Source organism: Mesorhizobium sp. B2-8-5, from assembly GCF_006440675.2.
Taxonomy (GTDB): Bacteria; Pseudomonadota; Alphaproteobacteria; order Rhizobiales; family Rhizobiaceae; genus Mesorhizobium.
Map to the genome: position 1 here is coordinate 3,879,679 of NZ_CP083951.1, position 18,778 is coordinate 3,898,456.

Here is an 18,778-nt window from a genome sequence, read left to right on the forward strand (position 1 = left end):
TCCTGGAATCGCCCTAGCCGCGCGCTCTCCTGTCGGCGAGGGACCTCGCCATAACGCACAGCAGCTCGAACATCATCGTTGCGCCGGCCAGCGCCGTCATGCCGGCAAGATCGAACGGAGGCGCGACCTCGACGACATCGGCGCCGGCGAAATTCAATCCGTCCAGCAATCGAACCATCTCCTGCGCCTCGCGCGTCGTGAAGCCACCGAGTTCCGGCGTACCGGTGCCGGGGGCCATGGACGGATCGATGCAATCGATGTCGAACGTCACATAGGTCGGGCTGTCGCCGACAAGATCGCGCGCTTCCTGCATGACGGAAGCGGCGCCGCGCCTGACGAACTCTTCCATATAGATGATGCGCACGCCCCGTGACGTTGCCCATTCGTGCTCGCCGGGCTCGTAGATCGAGCCTCTGATGCCGATCTGGACAACCCGCTTGGGGTCGAGCAGCCCTTCCTCGATCGCGCGGCGGAAAGGCGTTCCGTGCGTATAGGGATTATCGCCGAAGTAGCGATCGTTGGTGTCGGAATGCGCGTCGAAGTGAACCATGCCAACAGGCGCCTTGCGGGCCACGGCGCGCAGAACCGGCAGCGTCGTCAGGTGGTCGCCGCCGGCGGCTAGCGGCAGGGCACCGTCCGCCACGATCGCGGCAATGCCGTCCTCGATGCGCTTCAACCCGTCCAGCAGGTTGATGGGATTGACCGACAGATCGCCTACGTCGGCGACATTGGCGATGCTGAACGGTTCGGTTCCCGAGACGTGGTGGACGCGACGCATCAGGCTCGACTGGTTCCTGATTTCGCGTGGGCCGTGGCGGGCGCCGGCCCGGTTTGTCGTGCCGCCATCCCATGGAACCCCGACAAGGGCGATGTCTAGCCCTTTCGCGGTCGGTACGGCCGGCAGCCGCATGAAGGTGGAAAGCCCGGCAAATCGCGGTACCTGCGCGGCGTCGACGGGTTGGTGGAAGCTGGTTTCCATGCTGGCGGCCATTCCGGAGCGGTTCACGTTCCGTAGTGATCGCAGGGCCTGGAATTCAGGCATAGAGGCAAAGCCCAGCGGGAGTATGGGCCTATCAGCGCTGGTCTTGCAGGGCTTGCAGGGAACGGCCGAGATTTTCCCTCGCCTGCGCCTCGAACCGATCCCGGAACTCCGTCGTATAGAAGATGTGCTGGCGGGCCAGGAAGCTCTTGAGGACGGCGGCTCGACCGGCGCGCCACATCGGCTCCTCCACCCAGCCATATTCCCGCCGGACCGCCTTCTCATAGGCATCGAAGACCGCAGGTCTGGCGCCGAGGATCGCCAGATCCATGTCGAGCAAAAGAGCTGCATCGTTGAGCGCGTCCTCGTCGCGGAACGGCGGCAACTGGTGGGTGGCGGTGGCGTTGATCATGGCCGCGATGCAAGCGAGGCGATGGGGGTTGGCGCGCCCGGCGAGCCTTTTCTCGGCCAGTTCGGCGCATTTTGCCTCATTATCCTTGGCGCGGCTGTCATAGATGGCGTCGTGGAACCAGATCGCCGCTTCGACGGCCTCCGGGTCATCAAGAAGGTGCCGGTATTCGCTTGCCAGCGCCAGCATCGCTTCGATGTGAGCCAAGCCGTGATAGTGGCGATCCGCAGCCTGGTAGAGCGCTGCAAGCTCGCTTTTCAGCGCTTCGTCGATCAAGGGTTCGTTTTCCATCGTCGCTTGAATCTGCGTGAACCATGTCCATTTGACAAAGCACTAAGGAAAATTGAGTTCAACCGTGGTATGATCTAGCCTATATGTGCCGCCGCAGAATGAGTAAGGCCGGAGAGCGTCGATGAACAGCATTACGATTGCCCGTCCCAGCATGGTGCAGCCGGTCGATCCGATCTGGCGGTCGATCCGCGACGAGGCGATGGAGGCGGTGAACCGCGATCCGCTGCTCGCGGCCTTCCTCTATTCGACCATCCTCAACCAGGAGAGCCTGGAAGAAGCGGTGATCCACCGGCTTGCCGAACGGCTGGCGCATCAGGACATCGGTTCCGATCTCATCCGCCAGACCTTCAAGGCGATGCTGGACGACGATCCGGAGTGGAGCACGACGGTTCGCGTCGATATCCAGGCCTATTACGACCGCGATCCGGCCTGCGACCGCTTCATCATGCCGGTTCTCTATTTCAAGGGTTTTCACGCGATCCAGACGCACCGGCTGGCGCATTGGCTGTGGAACCAGGGCCGCAGGGACTTCGCGCTCTACCTGCAGAGCCGTTCGTCCTCGGTGTTCCAGACCGACATCAATCCGGCCGCCCGCATCGGCAGGGGCATCTTCCTCGACCATGCCACGGGCCTGGTCGTCGGCCAGACGGCCGTCATCGAGGACGACGTGTCGATCCTGCACGGGGTGACGCTGGGCGGCACCGGCAAGGCCAATGGCGACCGTCATCCGAAGATCCGCCGCGGCGTGCTGATCGGCGCCGGCGCCAAGATCCTCGGCAATATCGAGATCGGCCATTGCTCCAAGATCGCCGCGGGCTCGGTTGTGCTGTCGCCCGTGCCGCACAACAAGACGGTCGCCGGCGTGCCCGCCCGGGTCGTGGGGGAAACCGGCTGCGACCAGCCTTCGCGGCAGATGGACCAACTCCTGCCGTCGCAGAGCATGGACCACGTGGTCAGCTTCGACATCTGATTTCCGCCGTCGTCGGGAACCGCCGAAATCCGGCCGCCGGTTTTCGGCCGACTTGTCCTATGCAATTGTGCCGGCTTGCCTTTACATGGCCATTGTTGGCGTGTCAGAAGCGCCTTCCAACGCACAAGGCCGACATTTCGGAGAAGACTTTTGAAGCCTGACGAAATCAGAAAGCTGGACGCCTATTTCAAGCGCGTCTTCCAGAACCCCAAGCTGCAGGTCAAGGCGCGTCCGCGCAAGGAAGATTCGGCCGAGGTCTATGTCGGCGACGAGTTCCTCGGCATCGTCTTCAAGGACGAGGACGACGGCGACTATAATTTCTCGATGGCCATTCTCGACATCGACCTGGCCTAAGCCAGCAACAGCTCTGGCCGAGGCGCGGAACACCGCCGCCCGGCCGGTTGCAGCCCACAGGTGAAATTCCGCCTAGGGCTTTGTTTGACGCATTTCCGAACGGAAAACCGCGAAGCACTTTTCCTGAAATTGCTCTAATCCTGGCAGTGCCGCGGAATGTGCACGCGCCGCCAACTGGTCGAACCTTCCCGCACCACCACTCTACGCGCTACCCTCCCGTAAGACGGCGGGATTTCCCGGATGCGGACTTGTTGCGGCCGCACCAGCACTTCGTGGGCAACCGCTTCATATTCCGCCGGCTGAACGACGCGCCGGACCCGCTCCGGCTGGATCACGACCGTTTCGGCGACGCGCGCATAGCGGGCCTTGCGCCATACCTTGCACAGCACCTTGCGGCCATGGATGACGCGCCATTCCCAGGCATAGCCGCCCTCGTCGACCTTGACCGTGTGGTAGACCGTGCGTGTGACCGCCGGCGCGGTCTCGTAGGTGACGCGCGGCGGCGCGATCTGCTCCACGCCTTGATAGGTGCCGTAGATCGGCGCGTCGTAATCGACCACCTGTCCGCCGGGGCTCACCACCACATCCTCGTAAACGGTGTCGTAGAGCGCCGGCCTGTGGATCGGCTCATAGCATTCGAGCGCGCGGCCGCCGGCGGCGGTTTCAGAGACGGTGGCAAGCATCGCGACTGCCGCCAGCGATGCGGAGCTTTTGCGGATCATGACATTCCCCCGTTGAAAAAGGACGCCTTCACAACGCAGGACTGTAGCGGAAGCTCCGGGGGCGGACAGCGATTTCAAGGCTTTTCGTTAAGCGGCGCGGTTAAGGAATTGCTACCTTGCGAATGGCTTTGGTCGTCAACCTCGACCGGACCCACCTCACGGGGGCAAGCCGCCCGTGCTTTGCGGGCTTGCCGCGCTTTACTCGACTTGACCAGATGGCTAGGAGAGGCGGCCTTGCGCTAGGGTGAGCCGACATCCTATTTAGGTCGTAACCAATCCAGAACGATTCCGCGCGATTGCTGATATACCGAGGCGCCGGAATCCATCTCCAACAAGGGTAGTCCATGAAGAACCCCGTTGAAACCTACATGAACCTCGTTCCGATGGTGGTCGAGCAGACCAATCGCGGCGAGCGTGCCTATGACATTTTCTCGCGCCTCTTGAAGGAACGCATCATCTTCATCACCGGTCCGGTCGAGGACGGGATGGCGACGCTGGTTTGTGCACAGCTTTTGTTCCTCGAGGCGGAAAACCCCAAGAAGGAAATAAACCTCTATATCAACTCGCCGGGCGGCGTCGTCACCTCGGGCATGGCGATCTACGACACCATGCAGTTCATCAAGCCGGCGGTGTCGACGCTCTGCATCGGCCAGGCCGCGTCGATGGGTTCGCTGCTTCTGACCGCCGGCCACAAGGACATGCGTTTTGCCACGCCGAACGCCCGGATCATGGTCCATCAGCCGTCCGGCGGCTTCCAGGGCCAGGCTTCGGACATCGAACGTCATGCGCAGGACATCATCAAGCTGAAGCGCCGCTTGAACGAGGTCTATGTCAAGCACACCGGCAAGAGCTATGACGAGATCGAGAAGACGCTCGACCGCGACCATTTCATGACCGCAGACGAGGCCAAGGACTTCGGTCTGATCGACAAGGTCATTTCCAGCCGCGAAGCCGTCGAGACAGCCACGGCTTCCGCCTGAGCATCGACGGCAAATGGCAGCATAACGCGGTTTTGGCGCGTCTTGCGGCATTTCGGCCACATTTGGCTGTTCCCACAGGCGTTGGGATTGCCTACGTTAAGGCTATGTTGATTTTCGACGGCTTAGCTTTGCGTGGGGTTGCTGCGAATCATTGCCGCGTTTTCTGATTTGTGTTTCGTACGGAATGCGCTGTGTGAGCCGGGACACTGGCGGTGGCGGATTCCCGCGATAGATTGGTGAGACGTCACTCAAAGCCAGACCACCGGCGGGCGTTGGTGAAAGGACAGAAAAATGAGCAAGGTCAGCAACGGCGGCGGTGATTCAAAGAACACGCTTTACTGCTCGTTTTGCGGCAAGAGCCAGCACGAAGTCCGCAAGCTGATCGCCGGGCCGACGGTCTTCATCTGCGACGAGTGCGTCGAACTGTGCATGGACATCATCCGCGAGGAGAACAAGACCTCGATGGTGAAGTCGCGCGAAGGCGTGCCGACACCGCAGGAAATCCTCAAGGTCCTCGACGACTACGTCATCGGCCAGCCCTACGCCAAGCGCGTGCTGTCGGTGGCGGTCCACAACCACTACAAGCGCCTGGCGCATGCCGGCAAGAGCAACGACGTCGAGCTGGCCAAGTCGAACATCCTGCTGATCGGCCCGACCGGCTGCGGCAAGACGCTGTTGGCGCAGACGCTCGCCCGCATCATCGACGTGCCGTTCACCATGGCCGATGCCACGACACTGACCGAGGCCGGCTACGTCGGCGAGGACGTCGAGAACATCATCCTGAAGCTGTTGCAGTCGGCCGACTACAATGTCGAGCGGGCGCAGCGCGGCATCGTCTATATCGACGAAATCGACAAGATCTCGCGCAAGTCGGACAATCCCTCGATCACACGCGACGTGTCGGGCGAGGGCGTGCAGCAGGCGCTCTTGAAGATCATGGAAGGCACGGTGGCTTCCGTGCCGCCGCAGGGCGGCCGCAAGCATCCGCAGCAGGAATTCCTGCAGGTCGATACCGCCAACATCCTGTTTATCTGCGGCGGCGCCTTCGCGGGTCTCGACAAGATCATCTCGGACCGCGGCCGCAAGACCTCGATCGGCTTCGGCGCGACGGTGGCCTCGCCCGAGGATCGGCGCACCGGCGACCTGTTCCGCCAAGTCGAGCCGGAAGATCTGCTGAAATTCGGCCTGATCCCGGAATTCGTCGGCCGCCTACCGGTCCTGGCGACGCTGGAAGACCTCGACGAGCCGGCGCTGATCCAGATTCTGACCGAGCCGAAGAACGCGCTGGTCAAGCAGTATCAGCGGCTGTTCGAGATGGAGAATGTCGACCTGACCTTCCACGAGAACGCGCTTTCGGCGATCGCCAAGCGCGCCATCGAGCGCAAGACCGGTGCCCGCGGCCTGCGCTCCATCATGGAAGCGATCCTGCTCGACACCATGTTCGAGCTTCCGGCGCTGGAAGGCGTGCGCGAAGTGGTGATCTCGGAAGAGGTGGTGTCCGGCAACGCCCGGCCGCTCTACATCTATTCCGAGCAGAAGGAAAAGAAGGGCAATGTCAGCGCCTGAAATGGCGTTTGACCCCATAATTTTCATGGAACGGCGCCCGCGTGGCGCCGTTTTGCTGTGAAAGGCGGGAAGGCATGCGATGGAACGGGTCGAGCGACCGTGTTAACCCTTGATCTTTGCCTCGGCTGCATCCACCTAACAGCAGAAGGCCGAGGCGCCGAATTCTGTGCTGTAAAACTCCCGTCACAAACGGTGGTAGGCGGAACGACACTCGGTCGTTAATATGAGATTCGCGGTTGGCTAAAATAAGCGGCCGCGACATGAAAGGTTGGACAATGGCCAAGATATCCAAGGCTTCCGGCGACGGCGTTTTCGCAGTCCTCCCACTGCGCGATATCGTCGTGTTCCCGCATATGATCGTTCCGCTCTTCGTGGGCCGTGAAAAGTCGATCAAGGCGCTGGAAGAGGTGATGGGTCAGGAAAAGCAGATCCTGCTCGCCACCCAGATGAATGCAGCCGACGACGATCCTGAGCCCGATGCGATTTTCGACATCGGCACGCTCGCCAATGTGCTGCAGCTCTTGAAGCTGCCCGACGGCACCGTGAAGGTTCTGGTCGAGGGCGCCTCGCGCGCCAAGATCGTCTCGTTCACCGACCGCGCCGATTTCCACGAAGCCCGCGCTACCGCGCTCGCCGAACCGGAAGAGGAAGAGGTTGAGATCGAGGCGCTTGCCCGCTCGGTCGTCACCGACTTCGAGAATTACGTCAAGCTGAACAAGAAGATCTCGCCCGAAGTGGTGGGCGCCGCCAGCCAGATCGACGACTATTCCAAGCTCGCCGATACGGTTGCCTCGCATCTCGCCATCAAGATCCCCGAGAAGCAGGAGATGCTCGCCACGCTTTCCGTCAAGGAGCGCCTGGAGAAGGCGATGGGCTTCATGGAAGCCGAAATCTCCGTGCTCCAGGTGGAAAAGCGCATCCGTTCGCGCGTCAAGCGCCAGATGGAGAAGACGCAGCGCGAGTACTACCTCAACGAGCAGATGAAGGCGATCCAGAAGGAGCTCGGCGAGGGCGAGGACGGCCGCGACGAAGCCGCCGAGATCGAGGCGCGCATCAAGAAGACCAAGCTCTCCAAGGAGGCCCGCGAAAAGGCGGAAGCCGAATTGAAGAAGCTGCGCTCGATGTCGCCGATGTCGGCTGAATCGACGGTCGTGCGCAACTATCTCGACTGGCTGCTGTCGATCCCGTGGGGCAAGAACTCCAAGGTCAAGCAGGACCTGGCCTTCGCCCAGAACGTCCTCGACACCGACCATTTCGGCCTCGACAAGGTCAAGGAGCGCATCGTCGAGTATCTGGCCGTGCAGAGCCGGCAGAAGAAGCTGAAGGGGCCGATCCTGTGCCTCGTCGGTCCGCCCGGCGTCGGCAAGACCTCGCTCGGCAAGTCGATCGCCAAGGCGACCGGCCGCGAGTTCATCCGCATGGCGCTCGGCGGCGTGCGTGACGAGGCCGAGATCCGTGGCCACCGGCGGACCTATATCGGCTCGATGCCCGGCAAGGTCATCCAGTCGATGAAGAAGGCTAAGAAGTCCAACCCGCTCTTCCTGCTCGACGAGATCGACAAGATGGGCCAGGACTTCCGCGGCGATCCGTCTTCGGCCCTGCTCGAGGTGCTCGATCCCGAGCAGAACTCGACGTTCATGGATCATTACCTCGAGGTCGAATACGACCTGTCGAGCGTGATGTTCGTGACGACGGCGAACACGCTGAATATCCCTGCGCCCCTGATGGACCGCATGGAGATCATCCGTATCGCCGGCTACACCGAGGACGAGAAGATCGAAATCGCCAAGCGTCACCTGATGCCCAAGGTGATCCGCGACCATGCCCTGCAGCCGAACGAATTCTCGGTCGGCGAGGACGCGATCCGCGGCATCATCCAGACCTACACGCGGGAAGCCGGCGTGCGCAGCCTGGAGCGCGAGCTGATGAAGCTCGGGCGCAAGGCGGTGACCGAGATCCTGCGGACGAAGAAGAAGACGGTGAAGATCACGGCGGACAACCTCGCCGATTATCTCGGCGTGCCGCGCTTCCGCTTCGGTCAGGTCGAGGCGGACGATCAGGTCGGCGTGGTCACGGGTCTTGCCTGGACGGAAGTCGGCGGCGAGCTGCTGACGGTCGAAGGCGTCATGATGCCCGGCAAGGGCCGCATGACGGTGACCGGCAATCTGCGCGACGTCATGAAGGAATCGATCTCGGCGGCGGCATCCTATGTCCGCTCCCGCGCTATCGATTTCGGCATCGAGCCGCCGCTGTTCGACAAGCGCGACATCCACGTCCACTTGCCGGAAGGCGCGACTCCGAAGGACGGCCCGTCCGCCGGCGCCGCGATGGCCACGGCCATCGTTTCGGTGCTGACGGGTATCCCGGTGCGGGCCGATGTGGCGATGACCGGCGAGATCACGCTGCGCGGCCGTATTCTGCCGATCGGCGGCCTGAAGGAGAAGCTGCTCGCGGCATTGCGCGGCGGCATCAAGAAGGTCCTGATCCCGGAAGAGAACGTCAAGGACCTGGCGGACATTCCGGACAATGTGAAGAACGGCATGGAGATCGTCCCGGTCTCGCGGGTCGGCGAGGTGCTCGCGCATGCGCTGACCAGGATGCCGGAGCCGATCGAGTGGGTCGAGCCGGTCAATGCGCCCGCTCCGGTCGACAGCGGCGACGATGCCGGAAAGTCGCTTGCTCATTAGCATTTGCTAACATTGCAGCGCACAAAGAGAGAGCCGGGCCTTGGGCCCGGCTTTTTCATGTGAAAAAGCGACGAAAAAGTCGAAAAAAGCCCGGAATTCCGCGGTTTTCGGCTTGGGTTCCGGAGCGCTTCTTTCTAAAGTCCGTTTCCTGCCGGATGAGTCGTAGTTCCGGTTTTCTCATGGAAGGGAATTTTTATGAACAAGAACGAACTGGTGTCCGCCGTCGCCGACTCCGCAAGCATTTCGAAGGCTGATGCGCAGTCAGCCGTCGATGCGGTGTTCTCCGTGATCACTGGCGAACTGAAGAAGGGCGGCGATGTCCGGCTTGTCGGCTTCGGAAATTTCACCGTGTCAAAACGCGCTGCTTCGACCGGCCGCAACCCGCAGACCGGCGCGGAAGTGAAGATTCCGGCCCGCACCGTGCCGAAGTTCTCGGCCGGCAAGGGCCTCAAGGACGCGGTCAACTAAGACCTTTTCTTTTAAGAGCAGAAAAGCCGGGCTTGCCCGGCTTTTCTTTTTTCGGCTGTTCGCAGCGGCTCAGGCCGTCGGCGCGTCGGCGCGCATCAGGCCTTCCTGTTTCAAATCCACCCAGAGCGCCGCAGGTATTTTGGTGTCGAGCAGCGCGCGGTTGCTTTCGACTTCAGCCGGCCGCTGGCCGCCGGGGATCACCGACATCACCGAAGGATGCTGCAGCGGGAACTGCAGGGCCGCCTCGATCAGGCGCACGTCGTGGCGCTTGCAGACGGCTTCGATGCGCGCCACGCGATCCAGGATCTCCTTCGGCGCCTCGCTGTAATTGTAGAAGGCTCCGGGCTTCGGTCCGGTCGCAAGCACGCCGGAATTGTAGGGTCCGCCCAGCACGATGCCGATGCCGCGCTTCTGGCAAAGGGGCAGGAAGGATTGCAGCGCCTCCTGCTCGAGCAGCGTGTAGCGGCCGGCGAGCAGGAACAGGTCGAAATCGCCGCGTTCGGCGAGGGTTTGAGCGACCTGCCACTCATTGATGCCGCCGCCGAAGGCCTTGATGACGCCCTGGTCGCGCAGCGAAAGCAGCCCGTAATAGCCGGACGACATGAACTCCTCGATGCGGGCGTCGGAGGCCTCCTTGCTGCCATGGGTGAAGACGTCGACGTCATGGACGAAGAGGATGTCGATGCGGTCGACGCCCAGACGCTCCAGCGAGGCCTCGAAGGAACGCATGACGCCGTCATAGCTGTAGTCGTAGACTTCCCGGCGCGACGGCGTCTCGAAGAACTTGCCGATGCCGGTGCGCTGGTCCGGCGCAGAGACGCGCATGATACGGCCGACCTTGCTCGACAAGACATAGTCGTCGCGCTTCCTGCCGCGCAGGAACGGGTTGAGGCGGGTTTCAGACAGGCCAAGGCCGTAGAGCGGGGCCGTATCATAGTAGCGGCATCCGGTCGCCCATGCCGCCTGCAGGGTGGCGTTGGCGTCCTCGTCGGAGATGGCGCGGTAGAGATTGCCGAGCGGCGCCGTGCCGAAACCGAGCTCGGTGAAGGTGATGCCGCCATTGCCGATGCGGTCGAAATGCCGTGTCTTCATGTCTGACGATGTCCCGGAGCGATTTGTCTGACATGACACTATCACGCTCGTGGCCCAGCAAAAGTGCCGAGGCTCGTTGGACAGCGATTTTCGCGGTGGTAGCATAAACAAAACAAGCCTTTCGCGGCAGCACATCACAAAGCCAAGCGATACCTCCGCAGGCAGGGTGAGCCATCATGACCAAAGCCGGATCAGGTATGTTCGCGACCGCGCTGAATGAGCTTGGCGCGGTGCTGGCGCGCACGGATGAAGCCCAAATCGACGCCGCCTGCGCAATGCTTGCCGGCGCCGGCAGGATCGCCGTCCATGGCTGCGGCCGCGAGGCGCTGCAGGTCAAGGGCTTTGCCATGCGGCTCTATCATCTCGGCCTGCCGGTCTCGGTCGTCGGCGACATGACCACGCCGCCATTGGGGCAGGGCGATGTCTTCCTGGCGAGTTCAGGTCCGGGCGAGACCACCACGGTGCTGACCTTGATGCGGGTTGCCCGCGCGGCTGGGGCAAAGGTGCTGCTCCTGACCGCAGAACCGGAAGGCAGCGCCGCGAAGCTTGCCGACTTCACGCTGCTCATTCCGGCGCAGACGATGGCCAGCGACCAGGGCGCCGCCCGAACCTCGGTGCTGCCGATGGGCTCGCTGTTCGAAGGCGCATTGTTCCTTTTGTTCGAAATCATGGTGCTGAAGCTCAAGGCGCTGACCGGGACGACGCCGGAAGCGATGCGCGCCAGGCACACCAATATGGAGTAAGGGATGCGCTACGAGCTGATGCTGCCGCACCAGATCCGCAAGGCGATCGAGGAGAACTGGCCGGTCGTTCTGCCGCTCGGCGTGCTCGAATACCATGGCGAGCACATGGCAGTCGGCATGGACACGCTGGCCGTCATCAAGACGGTGGAACTGATCGAGCAGGAGAGGGACATCGTCATTTTGCCGCCCTTCTATTACGGCGCGGCAAGCTATGCGGTGGCTCCGCCGGAAGGCAGCGGCTCGGTGCAGGTCGGCGGCCCGGCGCTTTCGCCTTTCGCGGAGGAATTGTTCTACGGCCTGCTGCGCATCGGCTTCCGCAACATCCACGCCATCATCCATCATCAGACCGAGAATTTCGCGGCCGGCATGCCGACCGATCTCGCCTTCAAGACCGCCGGCCGGCAGGCGATCTTTCGCTTCCTCGAAAAGGAGCGCGGCGAGGGCTGGTGGGGCTCGAACACCATGGCCGACTACTATGCCGGCCACGCCCAGGGCGAGAATGTCTTCAACTGGGTGCAAGTGCATCCGCTGATGCCGGCCGCGATGAACGGCAAATACCCGTTCGACCATGCCGGCATCGGCGAGACATCGCTGATGCTGGCCCTATGCCCGGAGGCGGTGGACGAGAAGCATTTCGCCGACAACACCGGCTGGTACACTAAAGGCGCCGCGGAAGCCTCCGCGGGTCTCGGCAAGATCGGCGTCGCGATGATCCTCGACCATTTGCGGTCGATCCTGCAGGCCTAGCTCTCCCCTCTCCCACAAGGGGTCACAAGGGGAGAAGGGGAAGGCGCCTATTTCACCGAGCCGGCCGTCATGCCCATGATCAGATAGCGCTCGAGCGCGATGCCGATGATGGCCAGCGGCGCGATCGCGGCCGTGGCCAAGGCCGCCATTGACCACCAGTTGATGCCTTGCGAGCCTGTTTGGCTCGCCACCATGACGGGGATTGTCTTGGCGTCCGTCGACGTCAGAAGGGCGGCGAAGAAATATTCGTTCCAGCACAGCACCATCGCCAGGATGAAAGCGGCGACCATGCCGGGCAGCGCGATCGGCATGACGATGCGGAAGAAGGCGCCCCAGATCGACAGTCCGTCGACCAAAGCGGCCTCCTCCAATTCGACGGGAATAGAGTTGAACTGGTCGCGCATGATCCAGATGACGATCGGCAGCACCATCAGCGTGTAGAGGAGCACAAGCCCAATGCGCGTATCGAGGAGGGCGACTTCGCGGTAGAGCACCAGGAAGGGGAGCGCCAGCACGACCGGCGGCAGGATCAGTTGCGACAGGAAGAAGAAAGAGATGTCCTCGTTCTTGAACCAGGCGAATTTGTAGCGATAGCGGGTGAGGCCATAAGCGGCGAGGCTGCCGATGATGATGGCGAGGCCCGATGCCCCGACAGAGGTGATGACGGAATTCATGAACCGTTTCAGAAATTCGTCGCGCACGGTCGATGTCTGGAAGATCGAATCCGGCGACAGGCCGAGCGAGCGCCAGCCTTTCCAGTCCGGCTGGAAGTCGACGAAGGGAATGAGATGCCCTTGCGTGACGTCGACCGCCGATTTGAACGAGGTGGTGATCGTCCAGTAGATCGGGAACAGACAGACGAAAGCCCAGAAGATAAGCGCGCCATAGATGAAGACGCGGCTGGCGATGAAGGCCGCCGGCGAGCGGATTTCAGAAACGGTGTAGTCGGTGGTCTGTACGCTCATGACGGCCGCTCAGTTGACGTTGCGCACGAAGCGACTGGCGAATTTCAGCAGCCAGGTCACGAACACGACGATGATGATCAGATAGGCCATGGCCAGCATGGTGCCGTAGCCGACATTCGAGCGGTCACGATATTCGCGATAGATGAAGCTCGACACGGAATCGGTGGCGCCGCCGGGGCCGCCGGAGGTCAAGGTGATGATGATGTCGGCGAGCTTCAGCTTGAAGATGATGCGCAGGATCACGGCCGTCACCGACACCGGCAGCATCAGCGGAAAGGTGACCTGCCAGAAGGTCTGCCATGCGGTCGCGCCGTCGACGCGGGCGGCTTCCAGAACCTCGCGCGACATCGCCTGCAGGCCGGCAAGCAGCATGATCATCATGAACGGGATGAAGGTCCAGGCGTCGAGCATCATGATCGAGATGCGGGCGGTGATCGGATCGGAGAAGAAGGCGGGATTGTCCCAGCCGAGATGGCGCGCCAGCGTCGCCGCCGGTCCGAACCGGTATTCCATCAGCGACTTGCCGACCATCCAGGACACCGCGACCGGCGACAGCATCAGCGGCAAAAGGAAGACGACGCGGAAGAATTTGCGGGCGCGGATCTGCGCGTTGAGCAGCAGCGCCAGGCCGAAGGCGATGACATATTCGACCAGCACCGCAAGCACGTAGAGCACCATGTTGAACAGCGCATTGCGGTAGTAGGGATCGGCCAGCATCTGCCAGAAATTGTCGAGGCCGTTGAACCTGCGTCCGGTAAACGAGCTGAGGTTCCAGTCGGTGAGCGCGATGTAGAAGCCGAACAGGGTCGGGAAGATCACCATGGCGATGGTGAAGAGCAGCGCCGGCAAAAGGAACAGCGCGCGCTGCCCGTCCTCGCCACGCGTCAGCACCTGCCAGGCGCCGAGCGCTGCGCCCCACAAGATGTAAGCGTAGATCACCGGTCGCCAGGTGTCGAAACCGACCGTGGACATTTCGGTCTTGTAGAGGACCTGCACGATGATGATCGCCAGCAGGCCAAGCGTCGCGAGGGCCAGCAGGCCCCAGCCGAGGCGCTTGCGGCCTGCCGGGATCAGATCGGCCGGATTCGCCGGCCACGCATTTGCGGTCGAAATCTGCTCAGCCACGCCTCTCGCCTTCTAGAGCGCTTCACCGTTTCACGGAAACGGCGAACCGCTCTATCTCTTTGTTTTTACGCAATTCCGGACGGAAAATCGCTCACACTTTTCCTGGAATTGCTCTAACGCATCAAACCGGCCAAGCCGGTAACGACGCGGCCCGGTGACGATGTGCCACCGGGCCGCGACGTCTCACAAGCCAGCCTACATGCCGAGCGAGGCTTTGTAGAGCTTGACCTGGTTTTCGCGGCCGATCTGGTCGGTCAGCTTTTCCCAGGCCGCGGCGATGGCGTCGGCGCCTTCCTGCGCCTTCATCTTGCCGGCGAAGGTGTTGGCCAGAATGTCCTCGGCGGCGGAGTAGTACTGGAAGATGCCGGGGATGCGCGGCTCGATCGCCGCGTTCGGGTGGTTGTAGGAATCGCCTTCCGACTTGAGGTAGGAGGTGATGAAGGCCTCGTCGTAACCGGCCGCCACCCACTCCGGAACGTTGAAATGGGAGTTGCGGTAGGGCTGGAAGCCCGATGGGTACATCGCCGTCCAGATCGACAGATCCTTGCCGCCGAGATGGGCGGCGGCGGACCATGCGGCCTTCTTCTTCTTTTCGTCCTTGTCGACGCGGGCCATGACATAGACGCCCCAGCCGAGATAGGCGCAGTTCGGCGCATAGTTCGGGCCGCTGGCAAGCTTGTCCCACTTGCCGGTCTTGGAGTTGTAGACGTCGTCGGAGCCCGGCAGGATCGAGAAGCCGGTGACGTCGCCGATGACCGAGGAGTCATTGGTCTTGACGTTCGAGCCGACGTCGCCCCACCAGGGGATCATCGAGCCGGTGCCAGCCAGGAACTGCTGGAAGGCCGTGGTGTTCGGATCGGCGTTGATCTGGTCGGCGGGCTCGGAGGGCAGGGCGTCGATCACGTCCTGGATGGCACGCACCCAGGCGGGATTGTTGATGCGCGGCTTCATGGTGTCGGCATCGAACAGCCAGGCCTTGTCGTCGGGATGCTTGGCGTAGGCCGTGGCGCGGCTGCCGAGGAAGTAGAAGCCGAAACCGCCCCAGGGCTTGGGCGCGTCGAGATAGCCATAAACGTCCTGGCCCTTGAATTGCTTGCCCTTGAGGAACTTGGTGACGGCCTGCACTTCCTGCCAGGTCTTCGGCACCCCCCATTCGGTGGTGGCGCCGCTGTCCTTCCACTGCTTGGCGAGGTCGGCATCGGCGAACACGTCGGTGCGGTAGTTGAAGTTGTGCGTGTCGCCGTCGATGGTCACGCGATACTGCTTGCCGTCCCAGGTGCCGACCGGCGGCTTCAGGTAGTTGACGAGGTCGTCGAAGTCGATCTGCTTCTTGACCCAGTCGGGCATCTCGGAGGTGAGGCCCTTGCCGCAGACATCGCCTTCGAAGGGCGCGCCCATCTCGATGATGTCGAAATCGACGGTGCCGGTGGCGATCGACTGCTGCAGGCGGGCGTTGTAGTCGGCCTGGGCGAGGTCGATCCAGCTGATCTTGGCGCCCGTATAGGCCTCCCATGGCTTCAGGAAGCCGCGGAACAGCACATTGTGCAGGTTCTGATTGTTGAGGCCCATGAAGGTCAGCTCGACACCGGCGAACTCGCCTTCCTTGACATTGGCCTTGGTCGCTTCGAGGCAGAGCTCGCCGACCTTCTGGAAGTCGGCGTCGGTGGGCTGGCCCTTGCCGACGCCCGGGATCTGCAGGATTTTCTTGCGCAGGTCGTCATCGGCCGCGGCCGGCCTCGTCAGCGCGCCGAGCCCGGCGCCGGAGGCGGCGGCGATCGCGGCCATGCTGGCCGCGCCCTTCAGCAGATCGCGGCGGTTCGCTCCGGCGCGCATCAGTTTTTCATACAGATCGACTCTCATCTACAGGTTCCTCCCAGAACAACAGCCATTGAATTGAAGTGCCAATCTCTTGGACGTCGAAGCGTCTCTCGGTTCTCCTCGATCATACCGGACGTGGGACCCCACCCTGCGTCGCCGGAGCTCCGATTTCAGGGTAACAGGCCTGCTCTCGGATTGGCACTCGCCACTATTCGCGTAATCGATTACCTTGTCAACAAGATTGGCTTTTTATCTATAAGATACCGACTTGCCGTCGCCGTTGGCAATGGCTAGCTTCACCGCAAACGATAAAGGGGAGACGATGGCTCAAGTCGCGATCAGCAGTGTGGCCAAGGCGTTCGGAACCGTCAAGGTCCTGCATGAGGTCAGCGTCGATATTGCCGACGGACAGTTCGTCGTTCTGGTCGGTCCGTCAGGATGCGGCAAGTCCACGCTTTTGAGGATGGTGGCCGGGCTGGAGACCGTTTCCGGCGGTACGATTTCGATCGGCGACCGCGTCGTCAACAACCTGCCGCCGGCGAAGCGCGACATCGCCATGGTGTTCCAGAACTATGCACTCTATCCGCACAAGACGGTGGAGCAGAACATGGCCTTCGCGCTGAAGCTGCGCGGCACCGATCCGGCCGTCGTCGCCGAACGCGTCAAGCGCGCCGCCGACATCCTCGACCTCGCTCCGTACCTCAAGCGCTACCCGCGCCAGCTTTCCGGCGGCCAGCGCCAACGCGTCGCCATGGGCCGCGCCATCGTGCGCAATCCGCAGGTGTTCCTGTTCGACGAGCCGCTTTCCAACCTCGACGCCAAGCTGCGCGTGCAGATGCGCACCGAGATCAAGGAGCTGCACCAGCGGCTGAAGACGACCACCATCTACGTCACCCATGACCAGATCGAGGCCATGACCATGGCCGACAAGATCGTCGTGATGCGCGACGGCCGCATCGAGCAGGTCGGCGCGCCGCTTGAGCTGTTCGATCGGCCGGCGAACCTTTTCGTCGCCGGCTTCATCGGCTCGCCTTCGATGAACCTGCTCAAGGGCACCGTGAAGAAGGCTGAGAAGCCGGTCGTCGAGATCGCGGGCACGGCGTTCCCGATGCCGTCGGGAGTTGTTGCCGAGGATGGCCAGCCCGTTGTCTACGGCGTGCGGCCGGAGCATCTGGAGATCCATCCGGACGGCGTCGCATCCACCGTCTCGGTGGTCGAGCCGACAGGCTCCGAGACGCTGGCCTTCGTGCGCTTCGGCGAGGGCGAGATGGTGGCGCTGTTTCGCGAGCGCCACGACTTCAAGCCTGGCGACACGCTCAAGCTCAAGCCGCGTCTCGACCAGGTCCATCTCTTCGACGCCGGGACCGGCAAGCGTCTCTGACCGCACACAACCCTTCAAGAGGAAACCATGCTCAAAGGGATCAATCCGCTGCTCAATGCCGATGTGCTCCAGGCGCTGCGGGCGATGGGCCATGGCGACGACCTGATCATCGCCGACACCAATTTCCCGTCCGATTCGGTGGCGCGGCAAACCGTGCTCGGCAAGCTGTTGCGCATCGATGCGACGGCGGCCGAAGTGGTGAAGGCGGTGCTGTCGGTCTTGCCGCTGGATACTTTCGTCAACGATGCGGCGGCGCGCATGGAGATCGTCGGCAAGCCGAACGAGATCCCGCCGGTGCAGAGGGAGGTGCAGAAGGAGATCAACGCGGCCGAGGGCAAGCCCTGGCCGATGATCTCGATCGAGCGCTATGCCTTCTACGAGCGCTCCAAGAAAGCCTATTGCGTGATCCAGACCGGCGAGCGCCGCTTCTATGGCTGCTTTGCCTTCCGCAAGGGCGTCGTGCCGCCGGATGCGGAGTAAGGACATGGCCACCGGCAAGCCTGTCGTCATGAAGCCCGTTGTGATCCTGGGCGTGTTCGTCGCCGACACCGCCTATCGCGCCGACCGCCAGCCGCGCCTGGGCGAGACGATCCTCGGCAATTCCTTCAAGCTCGGCCCGGGCGGCAAGGGATCGAACCAGGCCGTGGCCGCCGGCAAGCTCGGCGCCGACATCACCTTCCTGACGCGCCTCGGCGTCGATGCTTTCGCCGACATGGCCAAGCAGACCTGGAAGGACGCGGGCGTGAAAAGCGCCGTCATCGACACGCCGGACAGCTATACGGGCGCTGCCTATATCTTCGTCGAGGAAGGCAGCGGCAACAACGCCATCATCGTCAGCCCGGGCGCTGCAATGCTGATTTCCCCAGCCGACATCGAAGCGCATGCCGAACTCATCCGGTCCGCCGGCGTCTTCGTCACCCAACTCGAACAGCCGATCGACGCGGCATTGAAGGCGCTGGAGATCGCGCGTGGAGCAGGGGTGACGACCATCCTCAATCCCGCGCCGGCCGCCAGCCTGCCCGACCGCATCTACGCGTTCTGCGACTATGTCACGCCCAACGAGACCGAAGCCGAAGGACTGACCGGCATCAAGGTTTCGTCGATCGACGACGCCCGCCGCGCCGCCGACGCTCTGCTGGCCAAGGGTGTCGGCGCCGTCATCGTCACGCTCGGCGAGAAGGGTGCGTTGCTGCACACCAAGACCCGCTCCGAGCATGTCGGCGCGGTCAATGCCGGCCCGGTGGTCGAGACCACGGGGGCAGGTGACGCGTTCAATGGCGGCTTGGCCGCGGCCCTGGCAAAGGGCGTCGAGCCGCTGGAGGCCATCCGCTTTGCCTGCGCGGTCGCCGGCATTTCGGTGACGCGCCCCGGCACTGCGCCGTCCATGCCGACCCTCAAAGAGGTCGAAGCGCTGCTCGCCAGGGCCTGAGACCTCCCGCAGTCCATTTTTCGCGGCTTTGTTAGAGGCCGCTTATTCCGGA

At 62.6% G+C, this 18,778-nt stretch carries 18 protein-coding genes; 11 read left to right on the forward strand and 7 right to left on the reverse strand.

The genetic code is table 11. From position 1 onward, the window contains the following. Positions 1–13: 13 nt before the first annotated feature. On the reverse strand, positions 14–979 hold the full coding sequence (speB, locus tag FJ430_RS18690) for an agmatinase (RefSeq protein ID WP_140709708.1): 966 nt from the start codon (positions 977–979) through the stop codon (positions 14–16). Between the two features lie 94 nt (positions 980–1,073). Next, entirely contained in the window at positions 1,074–1,679 is a 606-nt protein-coding gene (locus FJ430_RS18695; RefSeq protein WP_140709710.1) for a hypothetical protein, read from the reverse strand. Between the two features lie 121 nt (positions 1,680–1,800). Here FJ430_RS18695 and cysE point away from each other — a divergent pair, with 121 nt between their 5' ends. Both cysE and FJ430_RS18705 read left to right on the forward strand, forming a co-directional pair. Further along, positions 1,801–2,649: a serine O-acetyltransferase gene (gene cysE / locus FJ430_RS18700; protein ID WP_140709712.1), complete on the forward strand. Its 849-nt coding sequence runs from the start codon at positions 1,801–1,803 to the stop codon at positions 2,647–2,649. Positions 2,650–2,799: 150 nt separating this feature from the next. Beyond that, entirely contained in the window at positions 2,800–3,003 is a 204-nt protein-coding gene (locus FJ430_RS18705; protein ID WP_027166457.1) for a DUF3126 family protein, read from the forward strand. A gap of 134 nt (positions 3,004–3,137) precedes the next feature. On the opposite strand, the gene FJ430_RS18710 is transcribed toward FJ430_RS18705, so the two are convergent. Then, a complete protein-coding gene (locus FJ430_RS18710; protein ID WP_140709714.1) occupies positions 3,138–3,725 on the reverse strand; it encodes a hypothetical protein in 588 nt (195 codons plus the stop codon). Between the two features lie 344 nt (positions 3,726–4,069). Between FJ430_RS18710 and clpP the strand changes: the two genes are divergently transcribed. From clpP to hupB, 4 genes are all read left to right on the forward strand, one after another. After that, a complete protein-coding gene (clpP, locus tag FJ430_RS18715) occupies positions 4,070–4,705 on the forward strand; it encodes an ATP-dependent Clp endopeptidase proteolytic subunit ClpP (protein WP_140646123.1) in 636 nt (211 codons plus the stop codon). Between the two features lie 291 nt (positions 4,706–4,996). Beyond that, positions 4,997–6,271 carry an ATP-dependent Clp protease ATP-binding subunit ClpX gene (gene clpX, locus FJ430_RS18720; protein WP_140646122.1) on the forward strand — a complete coding sequence of 425 codons (1,275 nt, stop codon included), beginning with the start codon at positions 4,997–4,999 and terminating at the stop codon, positions 6,269–6,271. A gap of 275 nt (positions 6,272–6,546) precedes the next feature. Further along, entirely contained in the window at positions 6,547–8,958 is a 2,412-nt protein-coding gene (lon, locus tag FJ430_RS18725) for an endopeptidase La (protein ID WP_140646121.1), read from the forward strand. A 195-nt stretch (positions 8,959–9,153) separates the two neighbouring features. Continuing rightward, positions 9,154–9,426 carry a DNA-binding protein HupB gene (gene hupB, locus FJ430_RS18730; RefSeq protein ID WP_027166452.1) on the forward strand — a complete coding sequence of 91 codons (273 nt, stop codon included), beginning with the start codon at positions 9,154–9,156 and terminating at the stop codon, positions 9,424–9,426. 69 nt (positions 9,427–9,495) lie between these two features. Here hupB and FJ430_RS18735 read toward each other — a convergent pair whose 3' ends face one another. Further along, entirely contained in the window at positions 9,496–10,518 is a 1,023-nt protein-coding gene (locus FJ430_RS18735) for an aldo/keto reductase (protein ID WP_140709716.1), read from the reverse strand. Between the two features lie 176 nt (positions 10,519–10,694). Between FJ430_RS18735 and hxlB the strand changes: the two genes are divergently transcribed. Both hxlB and FJ430_RS18745 read left to right on the forward strand, forming a co-directional pair. Continuing rightward, positions 10,695–11,261 (forward strand): 6-phospho-3-hexuloisomerase, encoded by a 567-nt coding sequence (hxlB, locus tag FJ430_RS18740; protein ID WP_140709718.1) that lies wholly within the window; start codon positions 10,695–10,697, stop codon positions 11,259–11,261. A gap of 3 nt (positions 11,262–11,264) precedes the next feature. Further along, positions 11,265–12,008, forward strand: coding sequence for a creatininase family protein (locus FJ430_RS18745; protein ID WP_140709720.1), 744 nt, complete (start codon positions 11,265–11,267; stop codon positions 12,006–12,008). Positions 12,009–12,055: 47 nt separating this feature from the next. On the opposite strand, the gene FJ430_RS18750 is transcribed toward FJ430_RS18745, so the two are convergent. From FJ430_RS18750 to FJ430_RS18760, 3 genes are all read right to left on the reverse strand, one after another. Beyond that, positions 12,056–12,973, reverse strand: coding sequence for a carbohydrate ABC transporter permease (locus FJ430_RS18750; protein WP_140646117.1), 918 nt, complete (start codon positions 12,971–12,973; stop codon positions 12,056–12,058). Between the two features lie 9 nt (positions 12,974–12,982). Next, positions 12,983–14,098 (reverse strand): carbohydrate ABC transporter permease, encoded by a 1,116-nt coding sequence (locus FJ430_RS18755; protein ID WP_140646116.1) that lies wholly within the window; start codon positions 14,096–14,098, stop codon positions 12,983–12,985. A 195-nt stretch (positions 14,099–14,293) separates the two neighbouring features. After that, positions 14,294–15,958 carry an ABC transporter substrate-binding protein gene (locus FJ430_RS18760; RefSeq protein ID WP_140709722.1) on the reverse strand — a complete coding sequence of 555 codons (1,665 nt, stop codon included), beginning with the start codon at positions 15,956–15,958 and terminating at the stop codon, positions 14,294–14,296. 280 nt (positions 15,959–16,238) lie between these two features. On the opposite strand from FJ430_RS18760, the gene FJ430_RS18765 reads away from it, so the two are divergent. The 3 genes from FJ430_RS18765 to rbsK are packed head-to-tail and all read left to right on the forward strand — an operon-like array spanning position 16,239 to position 18,726. Continuing rightward, positions 16,239–17,297 (forward strand): ABC transporter ATP-binding protein, encoded by a 1,059-nt coding sequence (locus FJ430_RS18765; protein WP_140709724.1) that lies wholly within the window; start codon positions 16,239–16,241, stop codon positions 17,295–17,297. Between the two features lie 27 nt (positions 17,298–17,324). Next, a complete protein-coding gene (locus tag FJ430_RS18770) occupies positions 17,325–17,777 on the forward strand; it encodes an RbsD/FucU family protein (RefSeq protein WP_140709726.1) in 453 nt (150 codons plus the stop codon). A gap of 4 nt (positions 17,778–17,781) precedes the next feature. Next, positions 17,782–18,726 (forward strand): ribokinase, encoded by a 945-nt coding sequence (gene rbsK / locus FJ430_RS18775; protein WP_140709728.1) that lies wholly within the window; start codon positions 17,782–17,784, stop codon positions 18,724–18,726. Positions 18,727–18,778: the final 52 nt, after the last annotated feature.